Here is a 17,978-nt window from a genome sequence, read left to right as displayed (position 1 = left end):
GCCAAACCACAGTGCCTGCGGGCCGGAGCACGCCTCCGTGCGCAGCGCAAGATCCACTAGCACCACAACGGAGACCCACTTGTCAGAGCACAACGCCCCCGGCGCTTCCGCGCCGTCCGGCCAGGACTCCACCCAGGGCTTCCGGCCCACTGCGGTTGCCGCAGTGCCGCTGGCAACCATCGGTGAGTCGATCGGCGTCCTCGTTCCAGGGGCGTCCGGCTCCGTTGCCGTAACGGGGATCTCCCTGAATTCCCGGACGGTCCAGCCGGGGGACCTGTACGTGGCCTTGCCCGGCGCCACCCGCCACGGGGCCGACTTCGTCTCCCAGGCAGTGGAGGCGGGCGCGGCCGCTGTGCTGACGGACGACGCCGGCGCGCGCCTGCTGGCGTTCTCCCACGACATTCCGGTCCCCGTGCTGCTGGCCCGGGAACCCCGCACCCTCGTGGGCGGACTGGCTGCCCTGATCTACCGGAGCCGGCCGGACGACGCGCCTGCTCCGGCCCTGTACGGCGTTACGGGCACCAACGGCAAGACCACGACCACGTACTTCATCAACGCCCTCCTGCAGGCCCTCGGGAAGCGGACCGGGCTGATCGGAACCATCGAGATCCTGGCCGGCGGTGAACCGATTCCCAGCCTTCTCACGACCCCGGAATCCACCGATGTCCACGCCCTGCTGGCCCTGATGCGAGAACGCGGCCTCGACGCGGCCTCCATGGAGGTCTCCTCGCACGCCGTCTCATTCCACCGGGTGGACGGGATCGTGTTCGACGTCGCCGGCTTCACCAACCTGACCCAAGACCACCTCGACCTGCACGGTTCCATGGAGGAGTACTTCCGGACCAAGGCGAGGCTCTTCACCCCCGGGCGGGCCCGCAGCGCCGTCGTTACGGTGGACGACGACTGGGGTGTAAAGCTTGCCGCGGCAGCGGAGATTCCCGTGACGACCCTCGCCACTGCCCAGCCGGCCGCCGCGGGAAGCGGCGCGGCCTCCGCAGCGGACTGGACGGTTGTCCACCCCGTCCCGCGCGGACTCGGCACGGATTTCGTGCTCCGCCACCGCGACGGCACGGAACTGCGTGTCCACACCGGCCTGCCCGGCAGCTTCAACGTGGCGAACGCCGCGCTGGCCACCGTCATGGTGCTCGCCGGCGGCCACGAGGCCGCCGCTGTCCAGACCGCCCTCGACGCCGGCGACCCCTTCACTGTTGCGGTGCCCGGCCGGATGCAGCTCGTTTCGACCGCCCCCGCGGCGGTGGTCGACTTTGCCCACAACCCGGACGCCCTGGCCCGTGCCCTCGAAGCCGTACGCTCCCCGGAGCCCGGATCCCGGGTGATCATCGTCTTCGGCGCCACCGGCCAGCGCGACCAGGGCAAGCGGCCCGCCATGGGTGCCATCGCCGCGCGCCTCGCCGACACCGTCATAGTCACCGACGACGACCCGCACGACGAGGACGCCGCGGGGATCCGCGCCGACGTCCTGGCAGGCGCGGTGGAGGCCAAGGAACACGAGGACCTGGGCTGCCGCATCATCGAGGTCTTCCCCCGCGATGCCGCCATCCGGGAAGCCGTGGAACTCGCGGGCCCGGCCGACACCATCCTCGTCGCAGGGCGGGGCCACGAAATTTGGCAGGAAGTCAAGGGCGTCAACCTCGCCCTTGACGACAGGGTGGAGCTCCGCTCTGCCTTGACAGCTCGGGGATTCACCGTTCTCGAAGACCAGCGGATAGAGTCCTAAACCGAGATGATTGCATTTACCGCGGCGGAAATCGCCGATCTAACCAACGGCCGGCTGGCTGCCGGGCCGGGGATTATCCCCGGCTCCGTGGTCACCGACTCCCGGGAAGCCACACCGGGTTCCCTCTATGTGGCCAAGCCGGGGGAGACGGCCGACGGCCACGACTTCGTGGGCGCGGCCTTCGAACGCGGAGCAGTGCTGGCACTGGTCGAGCACGACGTCGCGGACGGTGCCGGGCGAACCTACCCCGCCGTCGTCGTCCAGGACTCGGTCCTCGCGATGGGCGCACTGGCCGCCGAAGCCGTCCGCCGGATCCGCGCCAGCCGCGCAGCCGCCGGCGAGACCCTGACCGTGATCGGAATTACCGGCTCCGCCGGCAAGACCACCACCAAGGACCTGCTGGCCGGGATCCTGGCCGGTGAAGGCCGGACCGTTGCCCCGCAGGGTTCCTACAACGGCGAAGTCGGGGTCCCGCTCACCGTCTTCAAGGCCGACGCCGACACCCGTTACCTCGTGATTGAGATGGGTGCCACGGGCGTGGGCCACATCAGCTACCTCGCGGAGATGGTGCGCCCCGACATCGGCGTTGTTCTTGGCGTCGGCACGGCCCACGCCGGCGAATTTGGCGGCGTGGAGAACATTGCCCGGGCCAAGGGCGAGCTCGTCGAAGCCCTGCCCGCCGCCGGCACCGCCGTACTCAACCTGGACGACGCCCGCGTCGCGGCGATGGCCGCGCGGACCCGGGCCACGGTGCTGGGCTATTCCGCCCTGCCCGCCCGCGGCGGCCTGCCCGACGGTGCCGTGCGGACCGGTGCAGAGCTGGTCCGGGCCGAGGGCGTCGAGCTCAACGCCGACGGCCACCCCGAATTCGAACTTTTCCTGCCGGGCGGGAGCGCCGGGCACCACGTCGCAGCCAAGCTGATCGGCGCCCACCACATCGCCAACCTGCTGGCAGCGGCGGCGGCGGCGCACGCCGCCGGCGTCTCCGCCGACCGGATCGCAGTCTCCCTCAGCACCCAGACGGCCGCCAGCCGCTGGCGGATGGAACGCACCGAACGGCCCGACGGCGTCACGGTCATCAACGATGCCTACAACGCCAACCCGGAATCCATGCGCGCCGCCCTGCGGACCCTCGCAGACCTCGGAAGGGGCCGCCGGACCTGGGCCGTGCTCGGGGCCATGCTCGAACTTGGCCCGGACTCCATCCGCGAGCACATGGCTGTCGGCACCCAAGTGGTCCGGCTCAACATCTCCCGGCTTGTCGTGGTGGGCCGCGAGGCCCGGTCGCTCTACGTCTCCGCGGTCAACGAGGGGTCCTGGGGCAACGAGTGCGTCTTCGCCGAAACAGCGGAGGAAGCCTACGAACTGCTGCACGCCGAGCTTGAACCCGGCGACCTCGTGCTGTTCAAGTCTTCCAACAGCATCGGGCTGCGCCATCTGGGCGATCGGATAGCATTACCCCCACAGGCCCCCGGGACCGCTGCCGGCCCCGCCGAGGGAAGGGCTGCCGGGAGCACCGCCGGGCACGCCGCAGGAACCGCCACTGAAGGAACCGCCACCGAAGGGAGTGCGCTGCTGTGATTGCACTGCTGATGGGCGCCGGACTGGCCCTGCTGTTTTCCTTCCTGGGCACCCCGCTCTTCATCCGTTTCCTGGTCCGCAAGAGCTACGGCCAATTCATCCGGGATGACGGACCCACGTCGCACCACACCAAGCGCGGCACCCCCACGATGGGCGGCACGGTCGTGGTCCTGGCGGTGCTCGCCAGCTACGCCATCACCCACCTCGTGATGTGGCTGATGAACCCGGAGTCACCGGGCCCGTCCGCCTCGGCCCTGCTGCTGCTGTTCCTGATGGTCGGGATGGGGCTCGTCGGCTTCCTGGATGACTTCATCAAGATTTCCAAGCAGCGCAGCCTGGGCCTGAACGCCAAAGCCAAGCTGACCCTGCAGGCCGCCGTGGGCATCATCTTCGCGGTCCTCGCCCTCTACTTCCCGGACGAAAACGGCGTGACGCCCGCTTCCTACCAGATCTCCCTGGTCCGCGACATCCCGTGGTTAAACCTCGCCTTCGCCGGCACCGTCATCGGTGCCATCCTCTTCGTGCTCTGGTCGAACCTGATCATCACCGCCGCCACCAACGGAGTGAACCTCACCGACGGCCTCGACGGCCTGGCCGCCGGTGCCTCGATCATGGTCTTCGGTGCCTACACCCTGATGGGGATCTGGCAGAGCAACCAGTCCTGCGGTTCGCCGCGGCAGGCCGGCGCCGGCTGCTACACCGTCCGCGACCCGCTGGACCTGGCCCTGCTCGCCGCCATCCTCAGTGCGGCGCTGGTCGGCTTCCTGTGGTGGAACACCTCACCCGCCAAGATCTTCATGGGCGACACCGGCTCCCTGGCGATCGGCGGCGCTGTCGCCGGCTTCGCCATTCTGTCCCGGACCGAGCTGCTGCTCGCCTTCATCGGCGGCCTCTTCGTCCTGATCACCCTCTCGGTGATCATTCAGGTCGGCTACTTCAAGATCACCAAGGGCAAACGATTCTTCAAAATGGCACCGCTCCAGCACCACTTTGAACTCAAAGGCTGGGCCGAGGTCACCGTCGTCGTCCGGTTCTGGATCCTGTGCGGACTCTTCGTTGCCGCCGGACTGGGCATCTTCTACGCCGAATGGGTGGTATTGCTGTGACCGGTCCAATTCCCGCACCCCTCACCACGTCACCGCGGCTGGAAAACCTTGTCAGCTGGGACTCCGGCTGGGCCGGCCTGCGGGTCGTCGTCACCGGCATCGGGGTTTCCGGGTTCGCCGCTGCGGACACGCTGATCGAACTCGGAGCCCGCGTGGTCGTGGTGGACGCCGCCACCGGCCCCACGGCCCAGGCCCAGGCGGATACGCTGCGGATCGTCGGGGCCGCCGGGGTCCTCCTCGGCGGGGACGCCGTGGAAACCGTTCCCAAAATCGACGGCGCCAAGCCGGACCTGATTGTCACCTCCCCGGGCTGGCGGCCGGACCAGGCCCTGCTCGCCGCCGCGGCGAGGGCGCACATCCCGGTCTGGGGCGATGTCGAACTCGCGTGGCGGGTCCGCGAACGCAAAGGACGCAAGACCGCAGATTGGCTCACCATTACCGGCACCAACGGTAAGACCACCACGGTCGGACTGACCGAATCGATGCTGCAGGCGGCAGGACTGAAGGCCATCGCCGTCGGCAACGTCGGCACACCCATCCTTGATGCCCTGCGCGATCCGGTGGACTACGACGTCTTCGCCGTCGAGCTCTCCAGCTTCCAGCTGCACTGGTCCCACTCCGTTTCGCCGGTGGCAAGCGTCTGCCTGAACGTCGCCGAGGACCACGTCGACTGGCACGGCTCCTACGCCTCCTACCTGGCGGACAAGGCCAAGGTTTACGAGCACACCCAAAAGGCGTGCATCTACAACGCGGAGCAGATCGAAACCGAACGCATGGTGGAGGACGCCGACGTCGTCGAGGGCTGCCGGGCCGTGGCCTTCACCACCGTCACGCCTGCCGTCAGCATGCTCGGCGTCGTCGAGGGACTCCTCGTGGACCGCGCCTTCATCGCCGAACGCAAGGACAGCGCCGCCGAACTGGCCTCCGTTTCGGACCTCGGGACCGTGGCCCCGCGCCACATGGTGGCCAACGCCCTCGCCGCGGCAGCCCTGGTCCGCGCCTACGGCGTGGAGCCGGCTGCGGTCCGCAAAGGCCTGCTGAACTATATTCCGGGGGACCACCGCATCCAGCTCGTGGCCCGCCACAACGGCGTCCTCTGGGTCGATGACTCCAAAGCCACCAACCCGCATGCCGCCTCGGCTTCCCTTTCCGCCTTCGAGAACGTTGTCTGGATCGCCGGCGGACTGTCCAAGGGCGTGAGCTATGACGCGCTTGTCCACAAGCACGCCCGCCGGCTCAAAGCCGTCGTCCTGATCGGGGCAGACTCCAGCGATCTACTCTCCGCGCTGCAGCGACACGCGCCCGATGTCCCAGTGATCGGGGAGGGGAAGGGCGAAACTGAAGAGGTGCAGACTGCCGGGACGGCCGACGCCGTAGCAGGCCCCTCGCCGATTTTCAGCGAAACTGTGATGGTCCAGGCCGTTGCGTCGGCAGCGCAGCTGGCCGCCTCCGGGGACACTGTGCTCCTGGCCCCGGCGGCTGCGTCCATGGATCAGTTCTCTTCCTACGCTCACCGTGGCGACGCCTTCATTGAAGCTGTTCGCGAGCTCGTGGAAGGGCAGGCTCAGACCAGCGAGGAGTAACAATGGTCAGCACGCCCACACGTAACCCCGCGGCCACACCGGCCGCGACAAAGCCGCACACTGCGAAGCCGCCGGCAGCAAAAGCATCAGGGGCCACGGCCCAAAACGGCCTGCAACGGGCCGGCCTCAGGATCCGGGACTGGAACCGGGGATTCTGGTCCGCGCTGGAAGGCTCGGGCAAGTCCCGCAACGGCTCCACGTACTACCTGATCCTGGGCTCCACGATCGCACTGACGGCAATTGGCATCCTTATGGTGCTATCCGCCTCCAGCGTCGAGGCCATCGCCGCCGGGGAATCGCCCTACACTGCCGCCCTCAAACAGGGGATGTTCGCCGGAATCGGCCTCTTCGGCATGTTCCTGCTCTCACGCGTCAACGTGGTGTGGCTCAAGCGCGGAGCCTGGATCGCCATCATCGCGGCCTTCGTGCTGTTGGTGCTGGTCCTCCTCGTCGGACGCAGCGCCCTCGGTAACCAGAACTGGATCGATGTCGGCCCCTTCACCTTCCAGCCCTCCGAAGCGGCCAAACTGGCGCTTGCCCTGTGGATGGCCACGGTGCTGGACCGCAAGGCCAAGCTGCTGTCCCAGGCCAAGCACGCCCTGATCCCGGTGGTGGTCCCCGGCGCCGCCGGAGTGATCGGTCTCATCCTTATGGGCAACGACCTCGGCACCGCCATGATCGTCATGATGATCACAGCGGCCGCCCTGTTCTTCGCCGGAGTGCGGCTGTATCTGTTCGGCATCGCCGGGGCCATCCTCGCCGCGGGCACGATCGTCCTGGCCATCACCAGCCCCAACCGGGTCTGCCGCATCCTGTCCTGGACGGGACAGACCTGCGCCGACGGCTCCGACGTGAACTACCAGTCCACCAACGGCCTGTATGGCCTCGCTTCCGGCGGATGGTTCGGCGTGGGACTCGGCCAGAGCCGGCAGAAGTACAGCTGGATCCCGGAAGCCCACAACGACTTCATCTTCGCCATCATCGGCGAGGAACTCGGTCTGGTCGGAACCTTCGTGGTCCTGATTCTCTTCGCCATCCTCGGCACCGCCATCTACCGGGTTGTCGTCGCGCAGAAGGACATGTTCCACCGCGTCCTGGCCGGCACCATCATGGTCTGGCTGCTCGGCCAGGCGACCGTCAACATGGCCGTGGTCACCGGCCTGGCCCCCGTGATTGGCATCCCGCTCCCATTCATCTCCTACGGCGGCTCGGCGCTGCTCATGTCGCTGTGCGCGATCGGCGTAGTCTTGTCCCTGGCCCGGGCCCAGATGGCGCCCGGCCTGCAGCCCAAGCGGCTGTTCCGGTTCGGCCCGGCCGGGCTCGCAGCCACCCTGCGGAAGCAGAGTGCCGCACGCGGCGCAGCCCGGAACGAGGCGAAGAACCCGGCCGGGGCCAAAGCCCTCCGAACACCGGCCGCCGGGACACGAACCCCCGCCTCCGGAACCCCTGCCTCCGGAACCCCTGCCCCCAGAACACCTGCACGAAAGCGTAAATAGGCCTCCATGAACACCGAGCAGTCATTGTCCGTCGTCCTCGCCGGCGGCGGAACAGCCGGGCATATCAGCCCGCTCCTGGCCATCGCGAACGCACTCCGGGAGGCCCGCCCCGGCGTGCGTCTCCTGGCCGTCGGCACGCCCGCCGGGATGGAAGCCCGGCTGGTTCCGGCCGCAGGCCTGGACCTCGTCACGATCAGCAGGGTTCCGTTCCCGCGCCGGCCGTCGCTGGACCTGCTGCGGCTGCCCGGACGGCTCGTCCACGCCGTGAAACAGGCCGGCGAAATCCTCGACGAGGCCAAAGCCGACGTCCTGGTCGGCGTCGGTGGCTACGTCTGCACCCCGATGTACCTCGCCGCCTGGCGCCGGAAGATCCCGATTGTCATCCATGAGGCGAACACCCGCCCGGGTCTGGCGAACCGGGTGGGGGCCCGGCTCGGCGGACACGTTGCCGTGGCCTTCGCCGCAACCCGGCTGGGTGCCTCCCGGCACGTAGGCATGCCCATGCGCCCGGAGATTTCCGGCCTGGACCGGAGCGCGGCCAGGACCGAAGCCCGGGCAGCCCTCGGCCTGGATCCGCAGCGCCCGGCCCTCATCGTCACCGGCGGCTCCTCGGGTGCCCAAAGCATCAACCGCACCATCGCGGCGTCGGCCGGCCTCCTCGCAGAGGCCGGCATCCAGACCCTGCACCTCACCGGACGCGGCAAGGCAGTCCACGACGCCGACGGCAAGCCCCTCACGGCCCCCGGCTACCAGCAGCGCGAGTACGTTGACGGAATGGAAACGGTTTACGCGGCGGCCGATCTGCTCCTGGCCCGCTCCGGGGCCGCCACGGTCTGCGAGGTCGCCGCCGTCGGCCTTCCCGCCGTCTTCGTTCCGCTGCCCATCGGCAATGGCGAACAGGCGCTCAACGCCGCCGGGCTCGTCGGGGCCGGAGGCGCCCTGATGGTGGACGACAGCACATTCTCACCGGAGTGGGTCCGCGGACACATCATCCCGCTGCTGCAGGATCCGGACCGGCTCGCCCGGATGGCGGCAAGCGCCGAACGGCTCGGCATCCGGGACGCCGACCGGCGCATGTCCAGTCTCGTCCTTGAAACGGTTGCGTCTGCCAAGGCACAGCCGACCAAGCCCAGCAGGAAGCGGTAGCGGAATGACCCAGCCCGAACACCAGAACACCTCCCTGGCCGCCCGCACCGCGGAATCCCTCGGCCGGGTGCATTTCGTCGGCATCGGCGGCGTGGGAATGTCCGCCGTGGCCCGCATCATGGTGGCCCGCGGCCTGCCGGTCAGCGGCTCCGACGCCAAGGACCTCCCGGTCATGGCCGATCTGGCGGCCGCCGGGGCGCGGATCTGTGTCGGCTACGACGCCGCCAACCTGGGCGACGCCCAGAGTGTGGTTGCCGGCTCCGCCATCCGCCCGGACAATCCCGAACTGGCGGCCGCCCGGGGTGCCGGACTGCCCGTTTTCCACCGCTCGGAGGCACTGGCGGCCGCCATGGCCCAGGACACCGCCGTGACGGTCGCCGGCACGCACGGCAAGTCCACCACAACGTCGATGATCACCGTCCTGCTCCAGGGCGCGGGCCTGGACCCTTCCTTCGCCATCGGCGCCAACGTCCCGGCGCTGGGCGTCAACGCCGCCAGCGGCAGCACCCCCATCTTCGTGGCGGAAGCCGACGAATCCGACGGGTCCTTCCTGAACTACAGGCCCCAGATCGCCGTTGTGACGAATGTCGAACCGGACCACCTCGACTACTACGGCACCGCCGAGGCCGTCTACGCCTCCTTCGACCGGTTCACGGCGCTGCTCCCGGCCGACGGCGTGCTCGTGGCCTGCGCGGACGACGCCGGAGCCAGCGCCCTGGCCCGTCGGACCCTCGAGCGCGGCAACACGCGCGTCGTGCTCTACGGCACCGGCGGCGACGTCCAGCTCCAGCTGCACGACGGCGGGCCGGGGGACGTGTCCATCTCCACCCCCGCGGGACGCTTCAGGCTCGATCTGCATGTTCCCGGGCGGCACAATGCCCTCAACGCCACCGCGGCCTTCGCTGTGGCCGTGGAACTGGGCGTCGACCCCGCCGTTGCCGCCGGCGCCCTGGCCCACTTCACCGGGGCGTCCCGGCGCTTCGAATTCAAGGGCGAGGGCCGCGGCGTCCGGGTCTACGACGACTACGCGCACCACCCCACGGAGGTGCGCGCAGCCCTGTCCGCGGCGCGGTCGGTGGCCGGCGGGCACAAGCTGCATGTCCTCTTCCAGCCGCACCTGTTTTCGCGGACCCGGGAATTCGCCGAAGAGTTCGCCGCGGCGCTCAACGCCGCCGACACCGCCTTGGTCCTGGACATCTATCCAGCCCGCGAGGACCCGATACCGGGCGTCACCAGCGAGCTGATCGCCGCCCACCTGGGAGCCGGCGGCCGGCTCGTCGGCCCGGGCGAGGAGGCCGTGCAGTCCGTGGTGGCCGCCGCCGCGCCCGGGGACATCGTGCTCACGGTCGGAGCCGGCGACGTCACGGCCTACGGGCCACTGATCGTCGCGGCCCTGAACAACGGACCCTCCGGTGCCTAGCACCCGACGCCCCAGCTACCGGACGGGTGCTCGCCGGCCGGCGTCGGCGCCCGGGGACCCGGCGTCGTCCGATGTCATCTCGGCGTCCAAGGACGGCGGCCCGGCCGCCACCGCGGCCCCCGCCGCGGCCCCCGCCGCCGGAACCAAACAGGAGGCGCCGCCGGCCCGGGACAATGTGCTGTCCTTTCCCGAGCCCAGGGCCAAGCGGCGCAGGCGCATCCGCCAGGGCATCATTGGTTCCCTGGCCGTGCTGGTCGCGGCGATCATCGCCGCGGCGGTGTACTCGCCAGTCCTGGCGCTGCAGACCGTCACCGTCCAGGGCACCAAACTGCTGAGCGCGGACCAAGTCCAGGCGGCCCTTGAGCCGCTGCACGGCAAGCCGCTGCCGCAGATCAGCGACGGCGACGTCACCGCCCTGCTGCAGCCGCTGGTGCAGGTCAAGGGCGTCACCGCCCAGGCGCTGCCGCCCTCGACGCTCCTGGTCAAGGTGACCGAACGCGTCCCGGTGGCCCTGGTCAAGCAGGGTGAGGCCTACCAGCTGGTCGACGTCGACGGCGTGAAGCTCAGCGACACTGCCGACCCGGCCTCCATTGCGCTCCCGGTCATCGACGGCGGAAGCGGCACCCTGCCCAAGGATCTGTTCCACGCCATCACCGGCGTCCTGGGGGCGCTGCCGGCCGATGTGCTCGCCCGGCTCTCCAACGCCTCGGCCAAATCGGTCGACGCCGTTGAACTCAAGCTCGTGGACGGCCAGACGATCGTCTGGGGCAATGCGGGGGAGAGGGAGCTCAAGGCAAAGGTCCTGCAGGCCCTGCTCAATGCCCCCGCAGACCCGAAGAACCCGGTCCGGATCTATGACGTGAGTGTGCCCCGGCACCCGGTCACCCGATAGCCGCCAATCAGTTGTCCGGGAGGCCGGGGGTGGCGCGGACCCCGGTCTGCCCCGGGCGCCGGCCGCAGCGGGCCGCGCGGCACCAGACACAACAGTGACCCAGCACCCAGCCACTACCAACACGGCCTGAACCCGGCACCAAAAGAGGCTATTTCGCCGGTATTACCGCGACACGCGGGGCCGGTTATTGAATGTCATCTACATAGGAAATAGCGTCACAGCATGAGTTACTTGACATAACTATAACCTTCAACTCGAAGGTTAAGGTTCAAAGCTTCAAGTCCGACTCCATCAGTTTTCGCAATAGAACACGAACAAGGGACACGTAACGTGGCAGCTCCGCAGAATTACTTGGCCGTCATCAAGGTCGTCGGCATCGGCGGCGGTGGCGTGAACGCAGTCAACCGCATGATCGAGGTCGGTCTTCGCGGCGTCGAATTCATCGCAGTCAACACCGATGCGCAGGCATTGTTGATGTCCGATGCAGACGTCAAGCTCGACATCGGGCGTGAGCTGACGCGCGGCCTGGGAGCCGGTGCGAACCCTGACGTCGGCAGGCAGGCCGCCGAGGACCACGCCGAGGAGATCGAAGAGGTCATGCGCGGCGCTGACATGGTCTTCGTCACCGCCGGCGAAGGCGGCGGCACCGGCACCGGCGGCGCGCCCGTCGTGGCCCGGATCGCCCGTTCGCTCGGGGCGCTGACCATCGGCGTCGTCACCCGGCCTTTCACCTTCGAGGGCCGCCGCCGTGCAGGCTCTGCGGAGGCCGGCATCGACGCACTCCGCGACGAAGTCGACACGCTGATCGTCATCCCCAATGACCGTCTGCTGTCCATCAGCGACCGCAACGTCTCCGTCCTGGACGCGTTCCGCTCCGCCGACCAGGTGCTCCTGTCCGGTGTCCAGGGCATCACCGACCTGATCACCACCCCGGGGCTGATCAACCTCGACTTTGCCGACGTCAAGTCAGTCATGCAGGGCGCAGGCTCCGCGCTGATGGGCATCGGCTCGGCACGCGGCGAAGACCGCGCCGTCAAGGCCGCCGAGCTCGCCATTGCCTCTCCGCTGCTGGAAGCATCGATCGACGGCGCCCACGGCGTCCTGCTGTCCATCCAGGGCGGCTCGGACCTGGGACTCTTCGAAATCAATGAGGCGGCCCGCCTGGTCCAGGAAGTCGCCCACCCCGAGGCCAACATCATCTTCGGTGCCGTCATCGACGATGCCCTCGGCGACGAGGCCCGCGTGACGGTCATCGCGGCCGGCTTCGACGACGTCAAGGCCACCTCGCCCTCCATGGACCAGTCGCTTCCGCAGTCGGCACCGCAGCGTCCGGCAGCGCCGGCCCCCGCCCCGGCGCAGGCTCCGTCCTCGGCGCAGGTCCAGCCGCTGCACGCCACGGTCGGCGCTTCCGGGTACGGCGGCTGGGGCCAGCAGCGCCCGTCCGCAGTTCCGGCCGATTCCGGCTTCGACGTGGACCTGCCGTCCGTTGTGGAGCCGGACCTGTCCGGCCGCCACTCCGACGACCTGGATGTCCCTGACTTCCTCAAGTAGGTCCTGAAGCACCATGGCATTGCCGGTTGGCAGTGCCATGGTGCTTTCTCGTAGGATCGAAGCTCTGCAAACAAGTTTGGCAACGATTTGGAGTTTTGAGTGTTCTCGTGGCGGGCGGAAGTCCGGCCCGGCGTCTGGGTGGCTTTTACCGACGCTGCCGCCGGCAACCTGGCGCTCCATGTCGGCGACGATCCGGTGGAGGTCCTGCGCCGGCGTCGCGGGCTGGAGGCGGCCCTCGGACTCGGCGGCCGGAACTTCCAGTACATGAACCAGGTCCACGGCAACGAGGTGGCCAGCATTGGCGCCGCGACCGCCGGCTTCGGTCCTGACGGCCCCGCCCCTGGTGCCCCGGCTGCTGACTCCTCTGCCGCCGCTGCCCCGGCCCCTGTTGCCCCGACTGCTGACGCCATGGTGTCCCTGGGGGAACCCCTGGCCGTGATGGTCGCCGATTGTGTGCCGGTCGTCCTGGTGGGGGAGAGGGCCGGCGGCGAAAGCCCCGTGCTGGCCGTCGTTCACGCCGGGCGCCCGGGCGTCGCGTCCGGCGTCGTACCGGCGGCCGCGGCCCGCATGCGCGAACTCGGCGCGACCGGGCTCAGCGCCTGGATTGGCCCGTCCGTCTGCGGAGGGTGCTATGAGGTGCCCGAGGCCATGCGTGACGAGGTGGCTGCCCGGGTGCCCGCAGCCCGGTGCACCACCTCCCGGGGCACCCCGGGCCTGGACCTGCCGGCCGCCGTCCGCAGCCAGCTGCAGGACGCAGGTGTCCGGGTCGAATACTCCGGCGACTGCACCCTGGAGGATGAAAGCCTGTTCTCCTACCGCCGTGACCGGCACACCGGCCGGTTCGCCGGTCTGGTGTGGACGGATGCCGGGACGGCCCCCAGAGGGACGACCCGGTGAACGACCAGGTGAACGACGCGGTGAACGACGCGGTGAATCGACAGACGAATGAGCCGATGAAGGCGCAGGAGCCGGCGAACACGGAATCCGATCCCCGGCTGGAAGAGCTCCGGGAGCGGCTCGCCGCCGTCCGGGGGCGCATCGACGGCGCCGTCGCAGCCGCCGGACGGCAGGAACGGCCGCCCCGGCTCATCGTGGTCACCAAATTTCATCCCGCCGGGGATGTCCGGAGGCTCGCCCTCCTCGGCATCACGGACGTCGGGGAGAACCGGGACCAGGAAGCCGCGGAAAAGGCTGCCGAGCTGGCCGGGCTGGAGCTCCGTTGGCACTTTATCGGCCAGCTCCAGAGCAACAAGGCAAAATCCGTCGTCAAGTACGCCCATGCCGTGCACTCCGTGGACCGACTGCAGCTGGCCCGGGCCCTGGCCAAGGCCATGGCGGCCGAACAGCAACACACCGGCAGGGCGCCTCTGGACTGCTTCATCCAGGTCAGCCTCGACGACGACGCCGGCGGCCGCCGCGGCGGTGCCCTTCCGGCCGACGTCCCGGCGCTGGCCGAGGAATTGGCCGGGCACGCGGAGCTCCGTCTGGCCGGGGTGATGGCGGTCGCGCCCTTCGGGGCCGATCCGGCCCCGGCGTTCGAGAAGCTCGCGGAGCTGTCCGCACGCCTGACTGCCGACCATCCCGGCGCCACAGCCATTTCCGCGGGCATGAGCCAGGACCTGGAACAGGCCATCCGGTTCGGGGCGACACACCTTCGCATTGGCTCCGATATTCTCGGTCCGCGTCCGGCGTTGCGGTAGGTTCAACGTATTGGAAGGTAATGGCGGGGATTCCAAGGCTGCTAAGTCACTGATCGGCCCGCTGACGGACACGATTAGGAGTCGACCATGGCCGGCGCTCTGCGCAAGACAATGATCTATCTTGGGCTCGCCGATGGCGACGAACACTACGAGTCTGAGCACCAAACATCGCACAAGGATGAGGACGATTCCATGGAGCATGACCGCGAGGAACGCCGTGCACCGGCGCCCGTCCGCGAGGCCGCCAGGGAAGAGCCCTACGCCGCTGAAGAGGAATATCGCGCACCTGTGACACCCATCAAGCGAGCGGCATCGAGCCGCGAAGAGCACACCGGACTCCGCCAGATCACCACGATCCACCCGCGGTCCTACAACGACGCCAAGCTCATTGGCGAAAGCTTCCGTGACGGCATTCCCGTCATCATGAACGTCACGGACATGGGTGAGGCGGACGCGAAGCGGCTCGTCGACTTCTCGGCCGGCCTGGTCTTCGGGCTTCGCGGCAGCATCGAGCGGGTCACAAACAAGGTGTTCCTGCTGTCGCCGTCGTACGTTGAAGTCATCGGCGATGACAAGAAGGTCAGCGAGACCCAGGCGAGCTTCTTCAACCAGAGCTAGCCCACGATTTTGCGGAGGATGCCAGGCAGGGGAGACCCTGTCTGGCATCCTTGCTGAATTATCCGTGTTGAAATAGAGGCGTAACTATCAAGAGGACACTGCGGTATCCGGAATGAACATGGAGATATGAGTTAGCTCATGGGAATTGTTTTCGGACTCATCTATATCGCTTTGCTGTTGTTCTTTGTTGCCCTCATCATCCGGCTGATCTTTGACTGGGTGCAGATGTTCGCCCGCGGCTGGCGGCCGCGCGGCGCGGCCCTCGTCACGGCGCATGCTGTGTATTCGGTCACAGACAAGCCGCTTAAACTGCTCCGGCGGCTCATTCCGCCCCTGCGGCTCGGCGGAGTGTCACTGGACCTAGGCTTCCTGCTGCTGTTCGTGGCGGTCACCATCGCCATGGGAGTTGCCAAGTTCCTGGTTCTTTCCCAGCCGATCGCAGCGTAGTTGGACGGCGGCCCGGTCCGCGGCACGAAACAGTTAGAAACTCCGGTTTGACACTGCGGTGTTGAATTAGAGGAACCAGACCATATTTAGGTACCGTAGTTTTGACGGCCGGAAGGCCTCTGACTAACTAGACCAACGAGGTGACCAGATGGCTTTGACGCCAGAAGACGTTGTCAACAAGCGCTTTCAGCCGACCAAGTTCCGCGAAGGCTACGACCAGGATGAAGTTGATGACTTCCTGGACGAGATCGTCGTTGAACTGCGACGCCTGAACCAGGAGAACGACGAGCTGCGCAAGAAGCTCGCCGAACTGGGCGCCGGCACGCCTGCCAGCTCCGCCGCCGCGGCTCCCGTGGTGGAAAAGGTTCCGGTACCCGTCAAGGTCGAGAAGGAAGACCGCGCCAAGGTAGAAGCCGCAGCCCAGGCCGAGGCCAAGGCCGCTGAAGCTGCCAAGGCTGCTGACGCTGCCAAGAAGAAGGAAGCCGAGCAGGCAGCTGCCCCGGCACGCACCGCCGTGACCCCGGCATCCGAGTCGGCTGCAGGCCTGCTCGCCATGGCGCAGCAGATGCACGACAAGCACGTCGCAGACGGCGAGCAGCAGCGCGACAAGATCATCGCCGAAGCGCAGATCGAGGCCAGCAGCCTCGTCAACGACGCCCAGGAGAAGTCCCGCAAGATCCTCGGCGCCCTCGAGCAGCAGCGCTCCGTGCTGGAACGCAAGGTCGAGCAGCTCCGCGGCTTCGAGCGCGACTACCGTTCACGCCTGAAGGCCTACATCGAAGGCCAGCTGCGCGATCTTGATGCCCGCGGCTCCGTGGCGGCCCCTGAGGTCGAAGCCACCAGCTAGGCATTAAGCAAGTATTCTGAAAGCCGGTGGCTGAGGATTCCTCGGCCGCCGGCTTTTGTCATTAACCGCAGCCACGCCGGCGGCCGTGACCAAGAACCCAGCTCCCAGTGCCCGCACTGGCCCGTGAACGAAAGCCTTATGACTGACGCACCCTCACCCGACGCCACGCAGCCTGCTCAGCCTGCCGAGGCAGAGCCCACGAAGCCGCGGCCGCGGCGGGTCCTGCTGCTCTCCGTCTTCTTCGGCCTGGCGGTGTTCGCTTACGTCTTTGACCAGCTGACCAAACTGTGGGTGACGGCCAACATGACCGAGGGGGAGAGGATCCCGGTGCTCCCCCCGCTGCTGCACTGGTACTACATCCGCAACTCCGGCGCTGCATTCTCGATCGGCGAAAACGTCACCTGGGTATTCACCATCATCATGACCGCTGTCGCCGTTGCCATTCTGCTGCAGCTGCGGAAACTGGGGTCGGTCTGGTGGGCCCTGGCGCTCGGGCTGCTGCTCGGCGGCGCGCTCGGCAATCTCACCGACCGGCTGTTCCGGGAGCCCTCCTTCGCCATGGGCCATGTGGTGGACTTCATCCAGCTCCCCAACTTCGCAATCTTCAACATCGCCGACTCGGCCGTCGTATCCTCCGTGGTCATCATCTGCTTGCTCACCCTGCGCGGGATCTCCCTGGACGGCTCGCACCTGACAAAGGACACAGTGAAACATGACTCCTAAGGACGCGGTGCCTGACCACACGGTTCCCGACCATACGGTTGCTGACCACACGATGCCGGAGGACCTGGCCCCGCAAGACCTGACGCCTTCCGGCAGGCTGCCGGAAGACATCCTGCCGGAAGACATCCTTTCTGACGACATCGACGATGCGGACGCCGGGGAAGCGACACCGGCCGCCCCTGCGTCATCGTTCCGCTTTGTGGTCCCGGACGAACTTGCGGGGACCAGGGTGGACGCCGGACTCGCGAAACTCATGGACATTTCCCGGTCGCAGGCCGCCACCCTGATTGCCGAGGGCAATGTCACCAGCAAGGACAAAGCGGTCGGAAAGTCGCTCAAGCTTGCCCCCGGCGCCGTGCTCGACGTCGTCGTCCCGGAACGCCGGGACCCCCTGGAAATTGTGGAGGAAGTAGTGGAAGGCCTGAACATCCTGCTGGACGACGACGAGTTCGTCGTCATCGACAAACCGGTCGGTGTGGCCGCGCACCCCTCGCCCGGCTGGGTCGGGCCCACTGTCGTCGGCGGTCTCGCCGGCCTCGGCTACCGGATCTCGACCTCCGGCGGGCCGGAGCGCGCGGGCATCGTCCACCGGCTCGACGTCGGGACCTCCGGTGTGATGGTGGTTGCCAAGACGGAGAACGCCTACACCGCGCTCAAGCGGGCCTTCAAGGAACGCACTGTGGACAAGGTGTACCATGCCGTCGTCCAGGGCCTGCCGGATCCGCTGGCCGGGACCATCGACGCGCCGATCGGCCGCCACCCGGGCCACGACTGGCGCTTCGCCGTCATCGAGGACGGCAGGGACTCCATTACGCACTATGAGGTCCTCGAGGCGTTCGGGAAGGCCTCACTAGTGGAGGTCCACCTCGAGACCGGCCGCACGCACCAGATCCGGGTCCACTTCGCTGCACTGCGCCACCCCTGCGCCGGCGACCTCACGTACGGGGCGGACCCGCGGCTCGCCGCCACCCTGGGCCTCACCCGGCAGTGGCTGCACGCCCGGCAGCTGTCCTTCGACCATCCTCGGACCGGCGAAAGGGTCACGGTCACCAGCGAATACCCGCAGGACCTGCGCTACGCGCTGGAAGTCCTGGAGTCCGGACAGGCCTGATTGGTCCGGCCCGCCACCG

The 17,978-nt window shown here is 68.1% G+C and carries 16 protein-coding genes; all 16 read left to right on the top strand.

Features of this window, described 5'->3' with window-relative positions:
* Window positions 1-79: 79 nt before the first annotated feature.
* The 16 genes from AC1MFL_RS02075 to AC1MFL_RS02000 all read left to right on the top strand — a co-directional run bounded on the left by AC1MFL_RS02075 (window position 80) and on the right by AC1MFL_RS02000 (window position 17,959).
* On the top strand, window positions 80-1,738 hold the full coding sequence (locus AC1MFL_RS02075) for a UDP-N-acetylmuramoyl-L-alanyl-D-glutamate--2,6-diaminopimelate ligase (protein ID WP_479813073.1): 1,659 nt from the start codon (window positions 80-82) through the stop codon (window positions 1,736-1,738).
* Window positions 1,739-1,744: 6 nt separating this feature from the next.
* Entirely contained in the window at window positions 1,745-3,319 is a 1,575-nt protein-coding gene (locus tag AC1MFL_RS02070) for a UDP-N-acetylmuramoyl-tripeptide--D-alanyl-D-alanine ligase (protein WP_479813071.1), read from the top strand.
* On the top strand, window positions 3,316-4,425 hold the full coding sequence (mraY, locus tag AC1MFL_RS02065) for a phospho-N-acetylmuramoyl-pentapeptide-transferase (RefSeq protein WP_479813069.1): 1,110 nt from the start codon (window positions 3,316-3,318) through the stop codon (window positions 4,423-4,425). Before AC1MFL_RS02070 ends, mraY begins: the two co-directional genes overlap by 4 nt.
* Entirely contained in the window at window positions 4,407-6,008 is a 1,602-nt protein-coding gene (murD, locus tag AC1MFL_RS02060; RefSeq protein ID WP_479813067.1) for a UDP-N-acetylmuramoyl-L-alanine--D-glutamate ligase, read from the top strand. Before mraY ends, murD begins: the two co-directional genes overlap by 19 nt.
* A 2-nt stretch (window positions 6,009-6,010) precedes the next feature.
* On the top strand, window positions 6,011-7,504 hold the full coding sequence (gene ftsW / locus AC1MFL_RS02055; RefSeq protein WP_479813065.1) for a putative lipid II flippase FtsW: 1,494 nt from the start codon (window positions 6,011-6,013) through the stop codon (window positions 7,502-7,504).
* Between the two features lie 6 nt (window positions 7,505-7,510).
* The gene (gene murG, locus AC1MFL_RS02050; protein WP_479813063.1) at window positions 7,511-8,650 is read left to right on the top strand and encodes an undecaprenyldiphospho-muramoylpentapeptide beta-N-acetylglucosaminyltransferase; all 1,140 of its coding nucleotides are present in this window, start codon (window positions 7,511-7,513) and stop codon (window positions 8,648-8,650) included.
* 4 nt (window positions 8,651-8,654) lie between these two features.
* Window positions 8,655-10,070, top strand: coding sequence for a UDP-N-acetylmuramate--L-alanine ligase (gene murC, locus AC1MFL_RS02045; RefSeq protein ID WP_479813061.1), 1,416 nt, complete (start codon window positions 8,655-8,657; stop codon window positions 10,068-10,070).
* Window positions 10,063-10,962, top strand: a complete 900-nt coding sequence (locus AC1MFL_RS02040; protein WP_479813060.1) for a cell division protein FtsQ/DivIB — start codon at window positions 10,063-10,065, stop codon at window positions 10,960-10,962. The genes murC and AC1MFL_RS02040 overlap by 8 nt, the downstream gene beginning before the upstream one ends.
* A gap of 330 nt (window positions 10,963-11,292) precedes the next feature.
* Window positions 11,293-12,513 (top strand): cell division protein FtsZ, encoded by a 1,221-nt coding sequence (gene ftsZ / locus AC1MFL_RS02035; protein WP_479813058.1) that lies wholly within the window; start codon window positions 11,293-11,295, stop codon window positions 12,511-12,513.
* Window positions 12,514-12,612: 99 nt separating this feature from the next.
* Window positions 12,613-13,410, top strand: a complete 798-nt coding sequence (locus tag AC1MFL_RS02030) for a purine nucleoside phosphorylase YfiH/LACC1 family protein (protein WP_479813056.1) — start codon at window positions 12,613-12,615, stop codon at window positions 13,408-13,410.
* A gap of 56 nt (window positions 13,411-13,466) precedes the next feature.
* Window positions 13,467-14,213 carry a YggS family pyridoxal phosphate-dependent enzyme gene (locus AC1MFL_RS02025; RefSeq protein ID WP_479815265.1) on the top strand — a complete coding sequence of 249 codons (747 nt, stop codon included), beginning with the start codon at window positions 13,467-13,469 and terminating at the stop codon, window positions 14,211-14,213.
* 87 nt (window positions 14,214-14,300) lie between these two features.
* Window positions 14,301-14,831 carry a cell division protein SepF gene (locus tag AC1MFL_RS02020; RefSeq protein WP_479813054.1) on the top strand — a complete coding sequence of 177 codons (531 nt, stop codon included), beginning with the start codon at window positions 14,301-14,303 and terminating at the stop codon, window positions 14,829-14,831.
* Between the two features lie 138 nt (window positions 14,832-14,969).
* Window positions 14,970-15,278, top strand: a complete 309-nt coding sequence (locus AC1MFL_RS02015; protein ID WP_479813052.1) for a YggT family protein — start codon at window positions 14,970-14,972, stop codon at window positions 15,276-15,278.
* Window positions 15,279-15,426: 148 nt separating this feature from the next.
* Window positions 15,427-16,125, top strand: coding sequence for a DivIVA domain-containing protein (locus AC1MFL_RS02010; RefSeq protein ID WP_479813050.1), 699 nt, complete (start codon window positions 15,427-15,429; stop codon window positions 16,123-16,125).
* A gap of 138 nt (window positions 16,126-16,263) precedes the next feature.
* Window positions 16,264-16,848 (top strand): signal peptidase II, encoded by a 585-nt coding sequence (gene lspA, locus AC1MFL_RS02005; protein ID WP_479813048.1) that lies wholly within the window; start codon window positions 16,264-16,266, stop codon window positions 16,846-16,848.
* A gap of 253 nt (window positions 16,849-17,101) precedes the next feature.
* Window positions 17,102-17,959, top strand: coding sequence for an RluA family pseudouridine synthase (locus AC1MFL_RS02000; RefSeq protein ID WP_479815263.1), 858 nt, complete (start codon window positions 17,102-17,104; stop codon window positions 17,957-17,959).
* Window positions 17,960-17,978 lie beyond the last annotated feature (19 nt).

Source organism: Arthrobacter sp. BG3, from assembly GCF_056680185.1.
The sequence above is the reverse complement of the archived record's forward strand: the minus strand, read 5'-3'. Positions and strand labels throughout refer to the sequence as shown.